The organism is Draconibacterium sediminis (genome assembly GCF_000949475.1).
Classification (GTDB): Bacteria; Bacteroidota; Bacteroidia; order Bacteroidales; family Prolixibacteraceae; genus Draconibacterium; species Draconibacterium sediminis.
Genome location: NZ_JRHC01000011.1, coordinates 1 through 20,453, shown reverse-complemented (window position 1 = coordinate 20,453; position 20,453 = coordinate 1). Strand labels below are relative to the sequence as shown.

The following is a 20,453-nucleotide window of genomic DNA, read 5'->3' as shown; positions in this document are numbered from 1 at the left end:
TTATTTGTTTTTAATTTTAAATCCTAATTCTTTCAGTTTTTCCAAAGTTTCTGTTTCAATATTTTTTGCTTCAATGGTATACGTATTAAACTCCCTGCGAACAGGGTAATCTCCTCGCAGTTGTTCAAACTTTAGCGGTGAATCCCGAAGGTCGTCGTCATCGTTTTCAATATCGTAAGTGCTTAAAATAGCTTCCGCCAAAATCGAATATTCGCGGCGTTGCTTGCCATCAATTTCAATGGTTGTAGTTGCAGGTAGTTCAACATTGGTTGGTGCCCAATTGTTGATGCCCAAATCGAAAAAACGGCTAATGGCCTGTACACTCATTTTCGTTCCGTTGGCTTTGCCGTCTTTTGAATAGCCGGCAATGTGCGGGGTGCCGTACTCACAAAGGTTTAACAGATCGAGATTTATCTCTGGTTCATTCTCCCAGCAATCGGCAATAAAACCTTTAATATCGTTTGCTTCAAGGGCATTGTATATGGCATCTGAATCACAAACCTCTCCCCGGCACGAATTTATTAGTAGGGGATTTTTCTTCAGGTTTTGCAGAAAATCTTCATCTACCATGTGAAAAGTAGCATCTTCGCCGGTCATATTCAACGGAACATGAAAGGTAATAATGTCTGCTTCGTTTTGAATTGTCTCCAGCGAAACAAACACGCTACTTCCTTCTGCCCGTTCACGTGGAGGGTCGTTCAGCAGGACATTCATGCCAAGAATTTTGCAGGTTTTTGCAATGCGTTTCCCAACATTTCCAACACCAACAATTCCGATGGTTAGCCCCGTTAGATCGGTTCTTTTGCGCATTGCCCATGAGCACAACGCTGAAGAAATATATTGATTTACACTCTCGGCATTACAACCCGGAGCATTGGTCCATTCAATTCCTGCTTGTTTGCAGTAATCAGTGTCAATGTGATCGAAGCCAATGGTTGCCGTTGCTATATATTTTACTTTCGAACCGCGAAGCAATTTCTCATTACAAATGGTTCTTGTTCTTGTAATAATTGCATCAGCGTCTTTTACAACATCGGGAGTAGTTTCGCTTCCCGGCAGATAAACAACTTCAGCAAAAGGTTCAAGTGCTCCTTTTATATATGGTATTTTATTGTCAATAATAATCTTCATTGTGTTCTAATGTGCCTATTGTGGTTCCGAATAATAATCTTTAACCATCTCATCAAGTACCCGGCTGGTGCGGGCCGCCGATTCGCCGGTGCTCACACATGTGCCATTTCCCAGTAATTCATTCACCACCTGTTCAACAAGGTTTTGCGAAATGTGTTGCGGATTATTAAAACTTAGTTTTTCTGTTCCATTTTGGTTTTTTACAATAACGTCGCCATGCGTGAAACAAGGCAAACAAATTTCGCCTTTTTCTCCGATAATTTGAATATAATCCTTCTCCGATTTTTCATCTACAACAAAACACCAGCTACCGGTGCCGACAACACCTGATTCGTGTTTCCAGGTTCCGGTAACAGTATCTTCAGCAGGGTAGAGTCCGGCCTGATTAACCGCTTGTCCTTTAACTTCGGTGATTTTCCCAAAAACAAAATCAAGGTAATCCATTTGGTGTGAGGCAAGATCGAAAAAATGCCCGCCACCGGCAATCTCCGGAAATACATGCCAGTGCATTTCTTCAGGTTTTTGATTGGCTTCGGCAGCTTGTTTATACAATTTTATATTCACCATTAAAGGTTTGCCAATACTGCCATTTTTTACCAGCTCTTTTACCTTTAAGAACGCAGGTAAAGTTCTTCGATAATAGGCCACCCACAGCGGTGTTTTTGTTTCTTCAGCAACTTTAAGCATCTCCAAACATTCGGAATAATTGCGCGCCATTGGTTTTTCAATGTAAACCGGTTTCCCGGCCTTTAACGCTTCAATAGCGTACGACGCATGTGTGTCGGGAGGAGTGGCAATATATACTGCATCCACTTCGGGATCGTTGATCAATGCTGAACCGTCGCTGTACCATTTCGGAACATTGTGGCGACGGGCATAATCTTTAGCCAATTCGTCATTTCGGCGCATTACTGCAACCAGCTTTGAGCTTTCGACTTTATAAAAAGCCGGACCACTTTTAACTTCAGTTACATTTCCTACACCGATTATTCCCCAGTTTATGCTCTTTTTCTCGCTCGAAGTACTCAATTCTGCTGTCTGTTTTTGTTAATAATCAAAACGTTCGCGGTATGCCCACAGCCCAATTGCCGGATTTGAAATGTAAAATATTTCTTCCCCATCAGGCATTGTGTTGAAACCGTCTTTTAGCTTTTTCGGATCATATTTGGCTGTTACTTCATCGTAATCGCCATATTTAAATCCAACACTCTCAATTTCCTGCTGTGTTATATTTTCTTTCCCTTTTCCCGGGCAATAGGTGATGTTAAAACGTCCTTCGGATGATCCGTGAATAAGGTGCGCTGCAGCTCCCAGGTTATTTTGCAGATCTTCGTTCTCCGCTACAAGTTTTAAGGTGTGAGGCGTTCCGAAGTAGCCGTACTTTCGTATTAACTCATCAATTTTAGGGTCTTCGCCAAATTCCTTTAAAGCCGGAGCCAAAACGATCAGTTCAGCGCCGTCGGCTAATGCCATGCGCGTACGGTAAATACTTTTGTTTCCCAGCCAGGTACTTTTAAATTCGGTTGGATCGAGCCAAACCACTGCTTTCGCAATTGGTTTGTCTACCATTTCAAAATTCACTTCCAGCGAAAGTTTTGCGGCTTTATCAAACACTTCAAAATCATCGCCGATAAAAAGTCCGTATGTTTGCAATTTGCCATCGTTATTTAATCCAACCACCGTTTGCACATATACGATAGGCATATGGTTTGAAAAATTTTCGGAGGCATAATTAAAAATCTTCCGAACAGGCGTATCGGCACGTCCCATCATGCGTTCCATACCGTAGGCCGCACCGATGTAATGGCTTTTGTTAATGCCCTCGGCGCCACCGGTTCCTACAAATATATTTTTATTGTAATTGGCCATTCCAACTACTTCGTGTGGAACAACCTGACCAATCGATAAAATCAAATCGTAATTGCCTTCAACCAGAATTTTATTTACCTGTGCCGGCCATGAATAATCAACGGCACCTTCCGAAACTTCCTTTACGAATTCAGCGGGAACGGTGCCCAGCGTAACCACATCGTTTCGCCAGTCGTGGTCGCGAATCAACTCGGTTGGCATTTTTCCAAACATGTGGCTGATTTGCTCCATTGTCATTGGAGTGTGCGTTCCCAACGCCGGAAGTACATCGGTGAGACGTTCTCCGAAATATTCCCAGGCAAATTCGGTGAGTTCTCCTGCGCGTGATGGAAGTCGCGTATAATCAGGAGGAATGGCCAAAACTTTTTGTTTGGCTCCCATTTTTTCGAAAGCTTCAAACAGGCCATTTTTCAGATCCTCAGCACTGAGTGCTGTTTCGGTAGAACCTTTTTCGAAATATATCATTTAGTCTGTTTTGAAATTTAATGATTAGCGTTTAACGCGCGCATTACCGCCCCAAACACTCCAAACCTGTTCTTCGTCGGCAGGTTGAGCGTAGTCGGTTAAAAATGTGGTAGCCAGTGCTCCGGTTGCCCAACCAAACTGTGGCCATTTTTCAGCTTCCCATTCTTTTAATATACCATACAGCATTCCGCCAACAAAACCATCGCCGCCGCCAATACGGTCGAGTACGTGGATGGTGCGTGGTTCAACCACATGCCAGTTGTTGCCTTCCAGCATAATAGCTCCCCAAAGGTGTTCGTTTACACTGATAACTTCACGTAGTGTTGTGGCAAAAACAGAAGCGTTAGGAAATGTTTCTTTTACTCGCGTAATTAATCCTTTAAAACCGTCAATTTTTGCATTTAAACCTTCGCCGCCGGCAGGTGGTCCTTCAATTCCAAAACAAAGCTGGAAATCTTCTTCGTTACCGATGAGAATGTCTGATACCGAGGCAATCTCGGTAAAATCTTTTCTCAACTGTTCTTCGCGGCCTTTCCAGAATGAAGCTCTGTAATTCAGGTCGAACGAAATTTTGGTACCATGTTTTTTTGCGGCTCTTGCAACTTCCAGACAAAACTGGGTTGTTTCCGGCGATAAAGCACCGATCAGCCCAGACAAGTGTACGATCTGAACACCTTCTTCGCCAAAAATCCGTTCCAGATCAAAGTCTTTTACGTTAAGTGTACGGCCTACTTCACCGGCGCGGTCGTTAAAAACGCGTGGTCCGCGGCTACCATAACCACTGTCGGCAATATTTATCTGGTGGCGGTAACCCCACGGATTGCCTTGCTCCACTTCTGGGCCTTCATAATCCATGTGGCGGGCCTTTAAATTGCTCTGTATAAATTTTGCAATCGGACTGTCTTTCACAAATGTAGTCAACACTTTTACCGGCAATCCCAGGTACGACGAGATGCTTGCAACATTGGTCTCGGCACTGGTAGCGTACAATGTGAATTTATCGCTTGAGTGAACCGGTTGACCGTTTTCAGGAGTAATGCGTGTTCCCATACTTGTTGGGACCAGCATGGCATATTTACAATTTTGTTTCAATTTCATATTTATTGATTTTTTGTATACCACATTAAGTTGTACTGTTTGTGGGGTGTTTTGTTGCTGATTTAACCTGCTTTTAGTAATTTCTGATCGCTCAAATAATTCCGTTAAACGCCACCAAATGCGCTGTATCCTCCGTCAACCGGGATTACAATTCCGGTAATAAAATTTGAAACATCAGAAATCAGGAAAAGTGTTGCGCCCTGTAAATCTTCAGGTTCACCAAATTTTCCCATTGGCGTGTTGTCAACAATTTTTTGCCCGCGAGGGGAGTAGTTGCCTGTTTTTTCATCCATAACCAAAAAGCGGTTTTGGTGCGTGATAAAAAATCCGGGAGCAATAGCATTTACCCGGATCCCAACTTTTGCAAGATGCACCGACAACCACTCGGTAAAATTATTGATCGATGCTTTTGCAGCCGAATAAGCCGGAATTTTGGTTAATGGTTTGTACGAGTTCATCGACGAAACATTAAGTACAACGCCTTTTCTATTGGCAAGCATGTCGCGTGTAAATACCATTGTAGGCAGCAAAGTGCCTTTAAAGTTCAGCGCAAATACTTTATCGAAACCTTCCATTTGCAAACCATAAAATGTGTCTTCAAGGTTATCGATGTTGTCCTCGGTTATGGTTTCTACTTTTGTAGTTGCCTGCGGACTGTTTCCTCCGGCACCATTAATCAATATATCAATTGGTCCCAGTCGTTTATTAATCTCGGCTTTGGCAAACTCTAGCGATTCTTTATCAAGCACATTGGCTGCAACACCAATCACTTCAGCACCAGATTCAGCCGCAATCTCCGCAGCAACTTTATCGGCTACTTCTTTATTAATATCGGCGATGGCGATTTTGGTGCCAACCGATGCGATAGCTTTTACCATGGCGGTACCCAAAACTCCTGCACCACCGGTAATTACGCATACTTTGTCTTTTAAATCGTTAAATGATAGTGCTTGCATAATGTTTATTTAAATTCTTTGTAGTAATCAACGTTCTCTTTGGTAACAATATCAATTGGGGTGTAACTTTCATCCTGAATTTCACGCTTTTGCACAACGCTTCTGAATAGTTTGTTCACCGAATTGTAGCCCTGTTCTTCGGGGCGTTGACAAATAAGAAAATGAACCAGATCTTCTTTCAGGTATTTAATATTTTCCTTTAAGAGGTCGTGTCCGATGACTTTAATGTCATCGATTTTTAACTTTTTAAGCAAACGTCCTACATAAAATACCTTCGAGTTGGTAACCAGAATCCCTTTAATATTCTTCTCTGAAATATTTTTTTCCACTTTTTGCATCCACTTATCCGAATTGGTATCCGGAATTTCGATGGTGAATAAATCGTGGTTGTTATCCTTTTTTTGCTTAAACCAGTCGTGAATTCCCATTTCGCGCTGTACCAGGTGGTTCTGGTTATCCATTTCTTTTGCAAAATGAATAACAAGAATGTTTCCGTCGCTCAACATCAGGTCAAGTAATTTTCCCGACACCAACCCACTTTGATATGAATTCTGGCCGATGTAACTTAGCTGGCCAACGTCTTTAATATTCGAATCGATAAAAACAAAAGGAATTTCCAGCTCTTTTAGTTTTTCGATAAAAGCAGTAGCTTCTTTTTTGAAAAAGGGAGCCAGTACAACGCCATCGGGTTTTATGGCAAGCACCTTATTGGCTTCTTCCACAAAACTTTTTGAATCGGCCTGGTTAAAGGTAAACGACTCAATTTGTAGCCCGTATTGCGGCAACTCCGAAATACGTTTTTTTATACCTTTTATTGGTTTAGACCAGTAGCCTTCTCCAGCAGGAGGCTGAGGAAGCAGCGTGGCAAACCTGGCCGATTTTTTTGAGGCGAGCGTACTTGCCAAAATGTTGGGTTGGTAATTCAATTCTTTTACAATTTCAAGAATCTTCTTTTTTGTTGCCGGAGCAACCTCTCCGCGGTTGTGTAAAACCCTGTCAACAGTACCTATTGAAACTTTTGCTTGTTCGGCAATATCCTTAATTCGTATTTGTTTATTTAGTTTGATAGCTTTTCTGATTTTAAGATTAAAAATTGTTAGTTTAGTAACTCGCTTTCAAATCTAAACAAAAATATCAGTATTCCCGTGTTCGTACACGGAAAAAATTTCAAAAATGCTCAGCAACATTTCAGAGAAGGATTCTTCTTAAAATTTAGCCAGGTTTTCGTCGGGCTTTTCTTCCAGCAGATGTGGATTTTTTAACAAGTATTTTATGTGTCGGAACAGGCGTCCTCCGTGCGATCCGTCAACCACCCTATGATCGAGCGTAGCAGAAAGCAGCATGATACGGCGCGAAACAATTTCCCCGTTAACTACGGCCGGTTTATTCTGAACAGATCCGAGAATCATTACCAGCGACACATTCGACGATGGTAGCAGCGAACCATAACCGGTATCGAGACCAACAGTGCCAATATTCGAGACCACGTACGATCCAAAACTATTTGAATCAAGACCGATTCCCGGTAACGAAATTCCCCAGTCGATAGTTAGTACCCGGTACAAACGGAACAACCACTTGCGGAAAGGCCACGGAACCCGCGCCAGCATATTTTTCGATTGCATTTCGTCGCGTTCGTTACCTTTTCGCGACTGGCGGATATGTTCGGCTATTTCGTCGGTAACTTCCTGAATGGTGCGCTGATCGGCATTTTCAACTTTTACCGAGCCCATTTCTCCACCCGCCAGCAGAACACTTACCACACCGTCAACCTGTTTACGCTGGGCAATTTTCGAGCCCTTAACAAAGGTGTTCAATTCGGGCACTTCGTTTCTGATTGCCCTGCCAATAATAAGTGTGATAATATAAGTAAGTGTGGTTTTTAAGCCTTCTTTTCTCTTTTTGGCGATATATTTTTCAATATCAGTAACATCCAACTCTACCATACCATAAATTTTGGAATCGGTAGGTTTTTTGTAAATAGTTGACGCTACTTTACGCCAGTCTGAATTATAATCAATTTGCTCCATATAACGATTTTAAGTGTCAATCGTTTCCTGTTTAAAAATTGAAGAATTGCGGCTTTAGGGCGCAAATGTAATCGTTTCTATGGAAATCCCTAAAAAAAGGTGCAGCGTTTAATGTTTTATCTGCGCAATCACTAAAATCTTTCCTGGTGTGTTTTTAATACTTTTAAAGTATCTCGGTCTTATTTCTCCATTAAGCATAGAATAATAAAACAGGTGGTATGTCTTTAAACAGTTTGCCAATTACATAAAAAGCATACTTTTGTGTGCTTAAACTAAACTGTAACTAAACTAATTTACTTTCTGTTAATGAAACTCAACCTTGAATCTATATTATTCAGGAAAATTAAAGAAGGTGATTATTCTGCCTTCAGTGAGTTATTCTCAAAGTATTACCGACCTCTTTTTCTTTTCGCCCGTAAATTTGTTGAAGAGGATCTTGCGAAGGACTTTGTGCAGGATTGTTTTTACGAGCTTTGGAAAAACAGAAAGCAAATCGAATTAAAAACCACTTTGTCGGCCTATCTGTTTTCAATAGTTAAAAATCGCTGTTACAAATATTTCGAGAAAGAACGTTTCAGGGCCGGAAAACAGAGTGAGATTGAATTTCAGTTGAAACAGGAAGAAATAAATTATTTTCTGCATTCTGAAAAAAGTATTCTGGAGTTTGAAATCAGAGACCGCATTCAAAATACTTTAGAAAAGTTACCTCCAAAATGTGCTCAAATATTTCACGATAGCCGTTTTAACGGTTTGTCGAACAAAGAGATTGCTCAAAAGTACGAACTGTCAATAAAGACGGTTGAAAAGCACATTTCAAAGGCCCTCAAAATCTTTCATGATGAATTTAAAGACTTCAATTTATCCTATTTCCTGTTAATTCTTAAAAATATTTAGCGACTGAGGTAGGGTTATTTTGTACTTAAATACTCTTATTAAAAATGAACGAGAAAAACACTGAAAATATAGATCAGGTTATTCTGCATTTTATTCAGGGAAATGCAGACCAGGAAGAAAAAGCCACATTGATGAATTGGCTGAATGAAAATCCGGAGAACAGAAAGAAACTGTTCAAAGAAAAAGATATTTGGAATGCTGCAGAAATTGATTCGGACAGGTTAAAAGCTTTAGAAAACAATGAATGGCTTGAATTGGAAAAACGAATAAATATTTCGAAAGTAAAACAAGGATATTTTAAGGAGCTGATAAAAATAGCAGCAATTATTGTAGTGGCTTTAGGAGTTGGTTGGATGAGCCATTATATCTATTCGGAGAGTGCATCAGCGCGCAAAGTTGAGATGCGGACTGTTGAAGCGATAAAAGGACAAATAAAGGAAGTGTTTTTAGCCGATGGTACACATGTTTGGCTGAATGCCGGCTCGCAGCTTTCTTTCCCATCAGATTTTACTGAAAAGAATCGGGAGATCTGCTTACGTGGTGAGGCATATTTTGAGGTTACTTCGAGTGAGAAGAATCCGTTCCTGGTAAAAACAGGCAATCACACCGTAAAAGTTACCGGAACCAAGTTTAATATTTGCGAGTATCCCGAAGATAAAATGATTGAGACCACCTTGGTGGAAGGAAAAGTTAAAATCATTTCGGGCAATTTCTTTAAAGATTTGTATCCCGGAGAACAGGCAACTTTTTACACTGAAACGGCCGAGGTTGTAATAGGGGAAAAAGACTTTGATATTTACACTGCCTGGCGCGAAGGACGTTATGAATTCCGCAACGAATCGGTCGACAAGGTTTTTAAAATTATGGAGCGCTGGTGGGATGTAGAAATTGATTACCCGAAAGACGAATTTAAATACGAATATATCTCAGGAGTATTGAGAAAACATAAACCAATTGAACAGCACTTTGAAGTAATCAACGAGTTAGTGCCAATAAACTACCAAGTTGATAAAGACAATATTACGGTGAAGCTGAAATAACATTTCACAAATTTTATTTAACAAACTAGCTAACTAAAACAACTTCTGCCTATGAAATGAAATACCTATGCATCTAAAAAAAAAACGGGAAATACGCCACATACTTCCCGTTTAACATTACTAATGTAAATTTTTTGATTTATAAATTAAAATCGTAGCGAAACTATGAAAAAAAAACTAAACCACCGCTTCCTTTTTGAAAGGAGGAAGGGGCGAAAACTGTTTCTTATTATGAAACTATCCCTTTTTTTAATTTTAATAAGTTTAGTCAGTGCATCGGCTAGTGTTTATTCGCAATCAGTGCGGATTGACATGGAGTTACACGATGCAAGTCTTGAGAACGTTTTTCAATCCATTCAAGACCAAACTGAATTTGACATCTTTTACAAAAACGAGCATCTGCCCCGATATAAAAAGGTTGATGCCGTATATGCCAAAGCTACTGTTGAGCATGTATTAGAAGATGTTCTTATTGGTACCGGATTGAAGTACAGAGTACTTAATAAAGACATTGTTATAACTAAGGACAACTCCGGAAATGGCAGCGATATGGAATCGCAGCAGAAAACGGTTCGGGGAGTGATTACCGACAACGACGGAATACCATTGCCCGGTGTAACAATTGTTGTGAAAGGAACTACAAATGGAACTGTAACTAACCTGGAAGGAGAGTATACCTTAGGAAATGTTCCTGCGGATGCCGTACTACAGTTCTCGTTTGTTGGAATGCAAACCCAGGAAATTGAAGTAGGGGGTCAAACCGAAGTAAATGTAACTATGCTTAGCGATGCAATTGACGTTGGCGAAGTAGTTGTAGTAGGTTATGGTACTTTGGAGAAAAAAGAAGTAACCAGTTCAATTACCACTGTAAAATCGAAAGATCTGATTCCGGGAGGATCAGGAAATCCACTTATCGGTATGCAGGGAAAAGTTACCGGTTTAAGTATTCAGTCGACTAACGGAACCAGCCCGAATGCTTCAACATCAGTGCAATTGCGTGGTGTGGCATCGGTTTTGGCCGGACAGGGACCACTTATTGTAATCGACGGTGTTCCTGGTGGTAGTTTAAACTCGGTAAGCCGCGAAGATATTGAGTCGATCGATGTGTTAAAAGATGCATCGGCCGGAGCAATTTATGGTACGCGTGCTGCTGGTGGTGTAATTCTTATTACTACCAAATCGGCAAAAGCCGGAAAAATTCGTCTGACTTATACATCGGAGTTTACTACAGAAACCATTCGTCGTAAACCGGAAGTTTTAAGTGCCGAAGAATTTGTTGCCAACGATTTGGGAACTGATTACGGAAGTTCTACCGATTGGTACAACGAAGTTACTGTTGACAACCCTTTCAGCCAGCGTCATCATATTAACTTAAGTGGTGGTTCTGAAACTTCTCGTATTTATGCCACGTTCTTAGCATCTGATCAGGAAGGTATTGCCATTGGTGATAAAAGAGAAGAAATGGGTGGCCGTATTAATGCCAACTTCACATTAATGGATGGTTTTGCTGAAATTGTTGCACATGCTGATTACCGCAAAACAAACAGCGATCGTTCGCACAACGGTATTTTTAATATGGCGTTGAAGCTGAATCCTACTCAGCCTGCTTACGACGATACGCAAGTTCATGGATATAATGTTTGGACCGGTGGTTGGGAATACTACAACCCTGTTGCTGATATTAATTTGCGCACCGACCAGGGACACTCTTCCAATTTCTTAGGTGACGTAACCTTAAAACTCAATCTTACTGATAATTTAAGTACCCAGGCAATGATTGCGCATCGCGCCAATGAATACCGTGACATTTTATATTATTCAGCACAACACAAAGAGTCGCTGGACAACGCGCGGGCTGGTCATGCGCGTCAGGCATACGGCCGTAATATGGACAAAACCTTCGAATGGCTGGTAAAATACATTAATACATTTGGAGATCATTCTATTAACGCTGTGGCAGGTTATAGTTTCCAGGAGTTTAATGCCGATGGTTTTAATATGGAAAACTATGATTTCCCGGTTGACGGAATCGAAGCCTGGGATATGGGTAAAGGTACTTTCCTTTCGGAAGGTAAAGCCGGAATGGGATCGTGGAAAGATCCTCGCGAGAGATTGATCGCATTCTTTGGTCGTGCCAACTATACCTTCCGCGAGAAATATATTCTTTCGCTTAGCGGACGTTATGAAGGTTCTTCGAAATTTTTCACTGATAACCAGTGGGGATTTTTCCCTGCAGTATCTGCCGGATGGCGAATCAGCGATGAGTCGTTTATGGAGAATCTGGATGTAGTAAATGATTTAAAGATTCGTGGAGGTTATGGTGTTACCGGTAATCAAAGTTTTTCGCCGGGCGCAGCAACACGTATGTATGCTTCTGATACCTGGTGGCTGGTTGATGATGAATGGATATATACCTACGGATCGGCACACAACCAAAATAAGAATCTGCAGTGGGAGGAGAAAAAAGAATTCAACGTTGGTGTTGATTTCGGATTCTTTGATAACAAATTAACCGGTAAGTTCGATTTATACGATCGTAAGGTGGATAAAATGATCTACGACATTTCTGTTTCAGTGCCACCTGCAGTGCACGACAAAACAACAATGAATGTTGGTAGTTTACGCAACAAAGGTTGGGAAGCGGAGCTTAATTATGATGCCGTAAGTTCTGCCAACTGGGATTATTCAACCACATTCCGTATTTCACACAATAAATCTACCCTGGAGTCGCTTTGGGGCAGTCAAACCTATTGGGATAGGGTAGGATTTCCTGCTCCCGGCTCTCCGGGTAATGCGGTTCGTTTGTTCCCCGGACAAGACATTGGTAAGTTTTACGTATGGCGTTTTGCCGGATTCACTGATGAAGGAAACTGGATGTTGTACGACAAAGACGGAAATGCCTTTGATGTTACCCAGCAAACAAAAACAAACGACGACAAAGCATTTGTAGGAAATGCAATTCCTAAAGTTCAAATGTCATGGAACAACACCGTTGGTTTTAAAAACTGGGAACTGGAAGCTTTCTTTACCAGTTGGTTAGGACATGATATTTACAATACAATTGACATGTACTATGGCTTGCCAAATGTTGAAGAACAAAACGTTTTGGCTGATGCATTTGAGAAAAATAAAAATGTTACAGGGGAGAAAGAACTTTCAGATTACTGGATTGAAGATGGTGATTTCATCAAACTGAAAGCCTTAACTCTGCGTTATCGTTTTAATACACGGAACATCAACTGGTTGGAAAATGCCAATGTGTATGTTACCGGTAGAGATCTGTTTACCATTACGTCTTATTCGGGAATGGATCCGGAGTCGAACATCAATGGTTTGGACCCTGGTTTCGAGTGGCATAATAACATTTATCCACGTACCCGTACCTGGACTTTGGGAGTTCAATTAACTTTTTAACCTTTAAATTAAATTGTTATGAAAATTAAATCATATAGTTTACTACTCATCATATTATTGTTTTCCGGTGTTGCTTGTACCGATTTGGAAGAAGTATGGTACTCGGCAGTTGTTCCGGAAACATTCTTTAAAACAGAGCAGGATGTAAAAGCCGCTTTGTACCGTTCTTTTACTCATGCCCGCTGGTATGTTCAGGAAGACAGATGGCAGCTACAGGAAATGACTGCTGACCAGTTTGCAATAACAACAAAAGGTCCTCACTGGTATAACGGAGGTGAAAACTACCGCTATCACTACCACGAATGGACGGTTAATGATGGTTGGATTTGGGGAACCTGGCGCGGTACACTTATGGGGGTTGCCCTTGCATTGGATTCGAAACAAGACCTTGAAAAACTAGACTACAGCACTGTCGGTTTAACAGAGGAAGATAAAGCATCGCACGTGATGCAGTTACAAACGCTTATCGCATATTTCTATTTACGAGGCCTTGATTATTTTGGTGGACTTCCAATTTTTACTTCAAACGAAGGAGAAAATATTCCGAGAAGTTCTGATAAGGAAACTTTTGATCATATTGAAACCTTACTTTTGGCGGCAATTCCAAAATTGCCTAAAAAAGTGTCGGGCGAGAAAGAAGAAGGTGCACTTCGTCAGGGGGCTGCGGCAGCTATGTTGGCACAGTTGTATTTTAATGCTGAATCGTATATTGGCGAAAGCCGCTTTTCAGAGTGCGCAACAATTTGCCAGGGAATCATCGATGGTGATTATGGCGATTACGAGCTCGATCCAACATGGTTTGGTCCTCTTGGCTTCTATAACAATGTATCGCCAGAGGTAATTTGGTCGGCTCCATCGGAGTTTAACAAACTTCAGTACGATTGGATGTGGAACCGTTTCTACCACTACGAAACTTACAAATATTTTGGATTGGATGGCGGAGCCTGGAACGGACATCACCTGCAACCATCGCGTAAGCCAACCGGCGAAATTTATACTGAATTCAAATTGGGTAATCCTTACGAAAAATTCGATGATGGCGATTTGCGTAAAAAACCTTATTTGTATAAAGGTGGAGGTAAATACGAAGGAATGTTCCTTGTTGGCGATCAAATCAGCCCATACGGAACTTCGTACGGAACACAGGAATACAAAAATGAAGTGATTTCGTTTGTTGATATGGTGGCCACTTTCAAAAAGGTGGGCGACGAATATCCTGATATCGCATCCTTGCCATCCACTATGGCTGACGGTGAAGAGAATACCGGAGTTCGTCTGGTAAAAGCTCCAATGCCAAACCTGGCCGATGAATCGTTGCGCTGGGGGGCTGACAACGTGATCATCCGTTTGGCTGAAGTTTATTACATGCTGGCTGAATGCAAACTCCGTGCAGGAGAAAAGCAGGCAGCTGCTGATTTAATCAATGACGTTCGCGAACGTAACTTTGAAGATGGAAATGATCCAAATCCTGTTACAGCAGCAAATTTGGATGAATACAGAATGCTTGACGAATGGGGTGTTGAATTTCTTGGCGAAGGCCGCCGTCGTACAGATTTAATTCGCTGGAATAAATTTGTAAATGACGAATGGTGGGACCATGAAGCATCAGATTCGCAGCATTTACGTCGTTTCCCCGTGCCTCAGAATGCACTTTCGGGTAATAACGCATTAGAACAAAATCCGGGTTATAACTAAACCTGATAGTCTGGTAATTAGTTTATGAATGGGAGGCTGCCTTTGGGTGGCCTCTTTTTTTTGGAAGAATACCCAATTTATCTTAAGTTTATTGGCCTAAATCAAATGCTATTTATTCTAAACTTATACACATGCAAAACAGACGAAACTTTCTGGCCACTATTGGCACCATTGCGGCAGGTGCCGTTGTCTCCAATCCTTTAAAAGCTGCTGTTCTTTCCGAAGGCGAAAAACTTAAACTGGTTTTAGTGGGCACCGGAATCCGTGGAAACAGTTTTTGGGGAAAACGATTGGTTGACGAATACGGCGATATCCTTGAATTTGTGGCGCTGGTAGATATTAATCCCGGCCGGGTTAAATATGCCGCTGATTATATCGGAGTAGGCAAGGATTGCAAAACTTACACCGAGTTTGATGACATGATTGAAGAGCAATCACCTGATTTAATCATTGTTACAACGCCCGATGCCACACATCATCAGTATATTATAAAAGCCTTGGAAAATGGGGTAGATGTGCTTACTGAAAAACCAATGACCACCGACGAAGATAAGTGTCAGGAAATATTGGATGCCGAGCGAAGATACAAACGTAAAGTGATCGTTGGATTCAATTATCGCTGGAGTCCTTATAATACCAAGATTAAGGAATTGCTGATGAATAATACAATTGGCAAACTGGTTTCAGTCGATTTTTCGTGGATGTTGAATACCAGTCACGGTGCTTCGTATTTCCGTCGTTGGCACGGCCAGCGCGAGTGGAGCGGAACCTTGCTGATTCACAAAGCCACACACCATTTCGACCTGCTGAACTGGTGGATCGACTCCGATCCGGATGAAGTATATGCCAATGGCGACCTGGAGTTTTATGGCAACCGTCGCGATAAAAGTGGCGTAAACTGCCGCTCGTGCAATGAAAAAGATAGTTGTGCTTTCTTTTGGGACATAACCAAAAGCCAAACAGACTATAACCTGTATGTTAAACACGAACAACACGATGGTTACATTCGCGACAATTGTTTGTTCAGGCCCGAGATAAACATTTACGATAAAATGAACGTGAATGTAAAATACGCCAATAATGTGTACCTGAATTACATGCTAACAACTTACTCACCATGGGAAGGCTGGCGCGTTGCATTTAACGGTACCGAGGGCCGTATTGAAGCATTTTTGGATGTTCCTTACCTGGAAGATGTGCAAATTTCGCAGGAAGACATGCACCGGGCCGAAATGGATCAGAGTGGAGATCAGGACCAGATTAACAAGCCAATAATTCTGCATAAACTTTGGGGCGAGCAGGAAATTATAAACGTGGGTTACAGCCGCGGTGGACACGGCGGAGGTGATGAACGTTTACATGATCATATTTTCAGAACACCCGATGCCGAGGATGAGTATCAGCACCTGGCCGGCACGCGCGACGGAGCCATGTCGGTTCTGATTGGTACAGCTGCCCGAAACAGTATTGAGTCGGGGATGCCCGTAAAAGTTGGAAGTTTAACCACTTTGCAACCGCGCGCGAAACGATTAGTTTAAAGTTAAGTGTGAGCATAAAATAAACGCAGTGTAGAATATGTACACTGCGTTTTTTTTTGCTTCTATAAAAGTAATTTTGTTTTTAATCTGTTTTTACCTCCGAAGGTTTTTCGCCCTTTACAAAACGCCTGATTTTAATATTCAGGTAAGCAAAAAGAATGGTCATAAACGGACTGATGATATTGAAAAAGGCATAAGGTGCGTACGACCAGGTGTCAACACCTAAAACACGTGATTGTGTTGCCCCACAGGTATTCCACGGAATAAGTACTGAGGTAATTGTTCCGCTGTCTTCCAGTGTTCTACTCAAAACTTCGGGCTTAAGGCCCTTGTCTTCGTAGGCTTTCCGGTACATCCGGCCGGGTACCACCAGTGCAATATACTGATCGGAAGCTGTGGTGTTAAAAAAGATACAGGTTCCAACTGTCGATGCCACCAGACTTCCGGTGCTTTTTGCATACTTTATAATGGGTTGTGTAATCCGTTTTAATAAACCTGCCGATTCCATTACGCCGCCAAAAACCATAGCCGAAAGTATCAGCCAAACGGTGTCGAGCATTCCGCGCATCCCCGAAGTACTCAGCAATTCGTTTACATTGGCATTCGACGTTGTAAGGCTAACATCGCCAAACATGGCCTGCATAACCGAATAATACGATGCGGTTCCGTAGTTGTTTACGTTGCCGGCAACAGTGTTTATAATGTCGGGTTGAAAGATGATGGCAAACAAACCGCCCAATAAAGTTCCGATTAATAAGGATGGTAGTGGCGGTACTTTTAATATAATTACGGTAATCAGAATTATCGGTACCAGAAATAATAGCGGGCTGGTATTAAAAGTAGCGTCGATGGCCACTTTTACATCTTCCACATTTATTGATGCATTTGTAAAGTCGTAGTTAAAACCCATTATCAGGAAAATGATCAGGGTGATTGTCATCGTTGGTACCGTTGTTAATGTCATGTATTTTATATGAGTAAACAAATCGGTACCGGCCATAGCAGGTGCCAGGTTTGTGGTGTCACTCAAGGGGCTCATTTTATCGCCAAAATAGGCACCGCTGATTATGGCTCCGGCAACTACGGCTTCGTCAATTCCGATGGCTTTTCCAATGCCAAGCAGCGCAATTCCGATTGTTGCGATGGTCGACCACGAACTCCCCGTGGCCACACTAACAATCGCACTCACCACAACAGCAGTAAACAAAAACATTTTCGGGCTGATGATATCTAATCCGTAATAAATCATTGCCGGAACAACACCGCTGATCAACCATGTTCCCGCCAGCGAACCGATCAACAGCAGAATTAAAATGGAGGGCATTGCCGAACCGATTGTCGAAACGATTTTACTGCTGATTCTGTCCCAGCTAAATCCCAAACGATGGGCAACAACGCCTGCAATAGCAGCTGCCAGCATCAGCGCAACCTGGTTGGCACCGGATAAAGTATCGTCGAAAAGTAATACGTTAAGTGTTAACAGACCAATTAAAATAAGAATGGGCAACAATGCCAGAAAAAGTGATGCTTCGCGTTTTGTTGTCATGTTAAAGTAGCGGATATATAAATGAAGCGCCAAAATAACACATAATAGTCGAAAAATGTAATAAAATTGCGCTCAATTCGTGCATTTTGTAAAAATCAAGCCCCGAAACAAAAACAATCTACATTTTATTTAGCGTATAATTATTTGTTTTTATTTTCGTTCTTTGTTAATTAACAAATTGATATGAAGCAAGGGTTTACATCTATAATTACCATTTTAATTTTTGTTTTTTGTGTTGGCCAGACCATGGCTCAACGTGCCAACGGTTTGGCTGTTGAAGGTTTGGTTACCGTTCAGGAAGGATCTTCGGAAGGAGCGATTATACAAATGTATCGCGATGGGAGACGACTGGATAATTACGGTATCGGGGCCGATGGAAGATACAATGTAGAACTGAACTGGAACCACAAATGGGAACTGGTTTTTGAAAACGAGGGAAATTTTAGCCAGAAAATTGTGATTGAGACAGCGGTTCCGCGCGATGTTTTGAATGCCGATCCTAAATTTCCACCGTTTCCGGTAAATATTAATTTGTTTACTGAAATTCCCGGAATTGATAACTCATTTGCAGAAAACACTGTGCTGAAAATATTTTACAGCCCAAGCGTTGATAATTTTGTAAAGGAGCTGTATTATAACGATGCGCAAATTGAACGCCTGATTAACCAGGCAATTGCACAGGCGCAACAGATTGATGAGAATGCCGATTTTATGGCGCGATTAACCCGTGCTGAACTGGCGGAACTTCGAAAAGAATATAACGAATTGCTGGAGCAGGCCGGACAGGAATACAGCAACGAAGAGTTTCTGGAAGCTCTGGATGGTTATAAAGCTGCCAGTAAAATATTCCCCGGCGAGCAATTTCCAAAAGACCGGATTGCCGAAATTAACGACCTGCTGGGATTAATAATGGCTGCCGAAGAGTTGGATGCAGCAATGTTGGCCCGTTTCAATAAGTTGGTTCGCGAAGGCGATTTGCACCTTGCCAACCGTCAATTGCCCGAAGCTAAAAAATCATACAACCGCGCGTTGTCCATAAAACCGTTTGATCAGTATGTTAACGATCAGTTGAAAAAGCTTGCTGAAATGCAGGAACAACAGCGACTTGCCGGAAACTATCAGAACCTGATTGAGCAAGGCGACCAGGCGATCGACGAACTGTTGTTTAACGAAGCGCTTGGCCTTTTTAATCAGGCGCTGGAGATCAGGCCCAACGAACAATACCCGAAAACTAAAATTGCTGAAATAAATGGTTTGCTTGCTGAACAGCTCAAAAATCAGGAAGACCAGAAAAGTTATGACGATGCCATGTCGGAAGGGGAACGTATGTTTTCCAAGCAGTTTTTCGATCGGGCACTTACTTCGTTCGAGAATGCATTGTCGTATAAACCCGGCGACATAAAGGCTACACGCCGCATTGAGGACTCTAGAAAGGAAATGAAACGCATCCTCGACAGGATGGAATTTGATAAATTTATTGCAGCCGCCGATAAAGCGTACAAAAAGGAAGATTACCCCGAGGCTTTGTCGAACTACGAGCAGGCACTGGAATTGGTTCCTGATGAGCCAAGAACAAAAAAGCGGGTAGAGGAGATCAGCGAGATTCTGTATGCACTAAACAGCTTTAATGAGTTTGTAAGTCAGGCCGATAAACAGTTTGATGCACAAAGTTATGCTACCGCCAAATCGCTTTACGAGAAGGCAAATGAATTAAAAGCCGGCGACAAACATGTGCAGGAGCGAATAGCTGAAATTGCACAGCTTATAGCTCAGCAGGGAGTTGACGAGCAGTATGCACAGGTAATTGAGCAGGCCGACAATATGCTGGCGCTGAAAAATTACGAGGATGCCAGAAGCAAATACACCGAGGCTTTGCAAATAAAACCTCGCGAGCAGTACCCCAAGGATAAACTGGATGAAATTGCTTCTACATTAGCAGATGTAGCGCGTTTGGACAGACAATACAAAGATTTGATTGCAGAGGGCGATCGTTTGTTCGGACGGGAAGAATACACCGATGCGAAATCAACATTTGCAGAAGCTGCTCAGCTTAAACCGGAAGAAACTTATCCTCCTGAGATGATGGATAAAATTGATGGTTTGATTGCCGAACAGCAACGTCTTGCTCAAGCGGCAGCTGAAGCCGAAGCGGCCCGTTTGGCAGCTATCCAGGCCGAGAAGGATAAAAACTACAACGATGCCATTGCCCGTGCTGATGAACTGTTTACTGCTGAGAATTACGAACAATCGCGCAATGAATACCGTGCGGCACTGGATATTAAACCGGAAGAGACTTACGCACAACAGCGTATCGATGAGATTGGAAACGTCCTGTCACAACTTTCCGCAGCGCAAAAAGCATACGAAGATGCCGTTGCCGAAGCCGACCGCGAATTCCGTGGCGAAAGCTGGGAGGCGGCCATTGCAGCTTATAATACTGCCAAACAGGCAAAAGCCGATGAAACTTACCCGGATGAACAGCTGGCCAAAATCGATTCGATTGTAAGCACAAGGGAACGTATTGCAAAAGAAGAGGCCGAAGCTGAAGCAGCGCGTTTGGCAGCTATCCAGGCCGAAAAAGATAAAAACTACAACGATGCCATTGCCCGTGCTGACGAACTGTTTACGGCTAGGAATTATGAAGAATCACGCAACGAATACCGTGCAGCACTGGATGTTAAACCCGAAGAAGCTTACGCACAACAACGCATCGATGAAATAGGAAATGTACTGGCACAACTTTCAGCAGCACAAAAGGCCTATGAAGATGCCGTTGC

The 20,453-nt window shown here is 42.1% G+C and carries 14 protein-coding genes; 6 read left to right on the top strand and 8 right to left on the bottom strand.

All coding sequences use genetic code 11. From position 1 onward, the window contains the following. The 7 genes from pdxB to LH29_RS23155 form a co-directional block, all read right to left on the bottom strand. The gene (gene pdxB, locus LH29_RS23185) at nt 1-1,131 is read right to left on the bottom strand and encodes a 4-phosphoerythronate dehydrogenase PdxB (RefSeq protein WP_045033803.1); all 1,131 of its coding nucleotides are present in this window, start codon (nt 1,129-1,131) and stop codon (nt 1-3) included. Between the two features lie 15 nt (nt 1,132-1,146). Next, entirely contained in the window at nt 1,147-2,160 is a 1,014-nt protein-coding gene (locus LH29_RS23180) for a Gfo/Idh/MocA family protein (protein ID WP_045033802.1), read from the bottom strand. Nucleotides 2,161-2,178: 18 nt separating this feature from the next. After that, on the bottom strand, nt 2,179-3,465 hold the full coding sequence (locus LH29_RS23175; RefSeq protein ID WP_045033801.1) for a lactate racemase domain-containing protein: 1,287 nt from the start codon (nt 3,463-3,465) through the stop codon (nt 2,179-2,181). A gap of 24 nt (nt 3,466-3,489) precedes the next feature. After that, nucleotides 3,490-4,563 carry a sugar kinase gene (locus LH29_RS23170; RefSeq protein ID WP_045033799.1) on the bottom strand — a complete coding sequence of 358 codons (1,074 nt, stop codon included), beginning with the start codon at nt 4,561-4,563 and terminating at the stop codon, nt 3,490-3,492. 104 nt (nt 4,564-4,667) lie between these two features. Then, nucleotides 4,668-5,519 (bottom strand): SDR family oxidoreductase, encoded by an 852-nt coding sequence (locus tag LH29_RS23165; RefSeq protein WP_045033797.1) that lies wholly within the window; start codon nt 5,517-5,519, stop codon nt 4,668-4,670. A 5-nt stretch (nt 5,520-5,524) separates the two neighbouring features. Then, nucleotides 5,525-6,553 (bottom strand): LacI family DNA-binding transcriptional regulator, encoded by a 1,029-nt coding sequence (locus LH29_RS23160; RefSeq protein WP_262485573.1) that lies wholly within the window; start codon nt 6,551-6,553, stop codon nt 5,525-5,527. 171 nt (nt 6,554-6,724) lie between these two features. Continuing rightward, nucleotides 6,725-7,549, bottom strand: a complete 825-nt coding sequence (locus tag LH29_RS23155; protein ID WP_045033794.1) for a 2-oxo acid dehydrogenase subunit E2 — start codon at nt 7,547-7,549, stop codon at nt 6,725-6,727. Nucleotides 7,550-7,855: 306 nt separating this feature from the next. Here LH29_RS23155 and LH29_RS23150 point away from each other — a divergent pair, with 306 nt between their 5' ends. The 5 genes from LH29_RS23150 (at nt 7,856) to LH29_RS23130 (ending at nt 16,130) form a co-directional block, all read left to right on the top strand. Next, nucleotides 7,856-8,443: an RNA polymerase sigma-70 factor gene (locus tag LH29_RS23150; protein ID WP_052671202.1), complete on the top strand. Its 588-nt coding sequence runs from the start codon at nt 7,856-7,858 to the stop codon at nt 8,441-8,443. A gap of 44 nt (nt 8,444-8,487) precedes the next feature. Beyond that, nucleotides 8,488-9,483, top strand: a complete 996-nt coding sequence (locus LH29_RS23145; protein ID WP_045033793.1) for a FecR family protein — start codon at nt 8,488-8,490, stop codon at nt 9,481-9,483. Nucleotides 9,484-9,714: 231 nt separating this feature from the next. Beyond that, complete coding sequence (locus LH29_RS23140; RefSeq protein WP_045033847.1) at nt 9,715-12,897, top strand: SusC/RagA family TonB-linked outer membrane protein; 3,183 nt, start codon at nt 9,715-9,717, stop codon at nt 12,895-12,897. Nucleotides 12,898-12,915: 18 nt separating this feature from the next. Next, the gene (locus tag LH29_RS23135) at nt 12,916-14,592 is read left to right on the top strand and encodes a RagB/SusD family nutrient uptake outer membrane protein (RefSeq protein WP_045033789.1); all 1,677 of its coding nucleotides are present in this window, start codon (nt 12,916-12,918) and stop codon (nt 14,590-14,592) included. Nucleotides 14,593-14,723: 131 nt separating this feature from the next. Continuing rightward, nucleotides 14,724-16,130, top strand: a complete 1,407-nt coding sequence (locus LH29_RS23130; RefSeq protein WP_045033787.1) for a Gfo/Idh/MocA family oxidoreductase — start codon at nt 14,724-14,726, stop codon at nt 16,128-16,130. An 82-nt stretch (nt 16,131-16,212) separates the two neighbouring features. Here the strand turns inward: LH29_RS23130 and nhaC are convergent, their stop codons facing one another. After that, complete coding sequence (gene nhaC, locus LH29_RS23125; protein ID WP_045033785.1) at nt 16,213-17,676, bottom strand: Na+/H+ antiporter NhaC; 1,464 nt, start codon at nt 17,674-17,676, stop codon at nt 16,213-16,215. A gap of 183 nt (nt 17,677-17,859) precedes the next feature. Between nhaC and LH29_RS23120 the strand changes: the two genes are divergently transcribed. Further along, the coding region (locus LH29_RS23120; protein ID WP_045033783.1) for a tetratricopeptide repeat protein at nt 17,860-20,453 on the top strand (2,594 nt) is incomplete at its 3' end.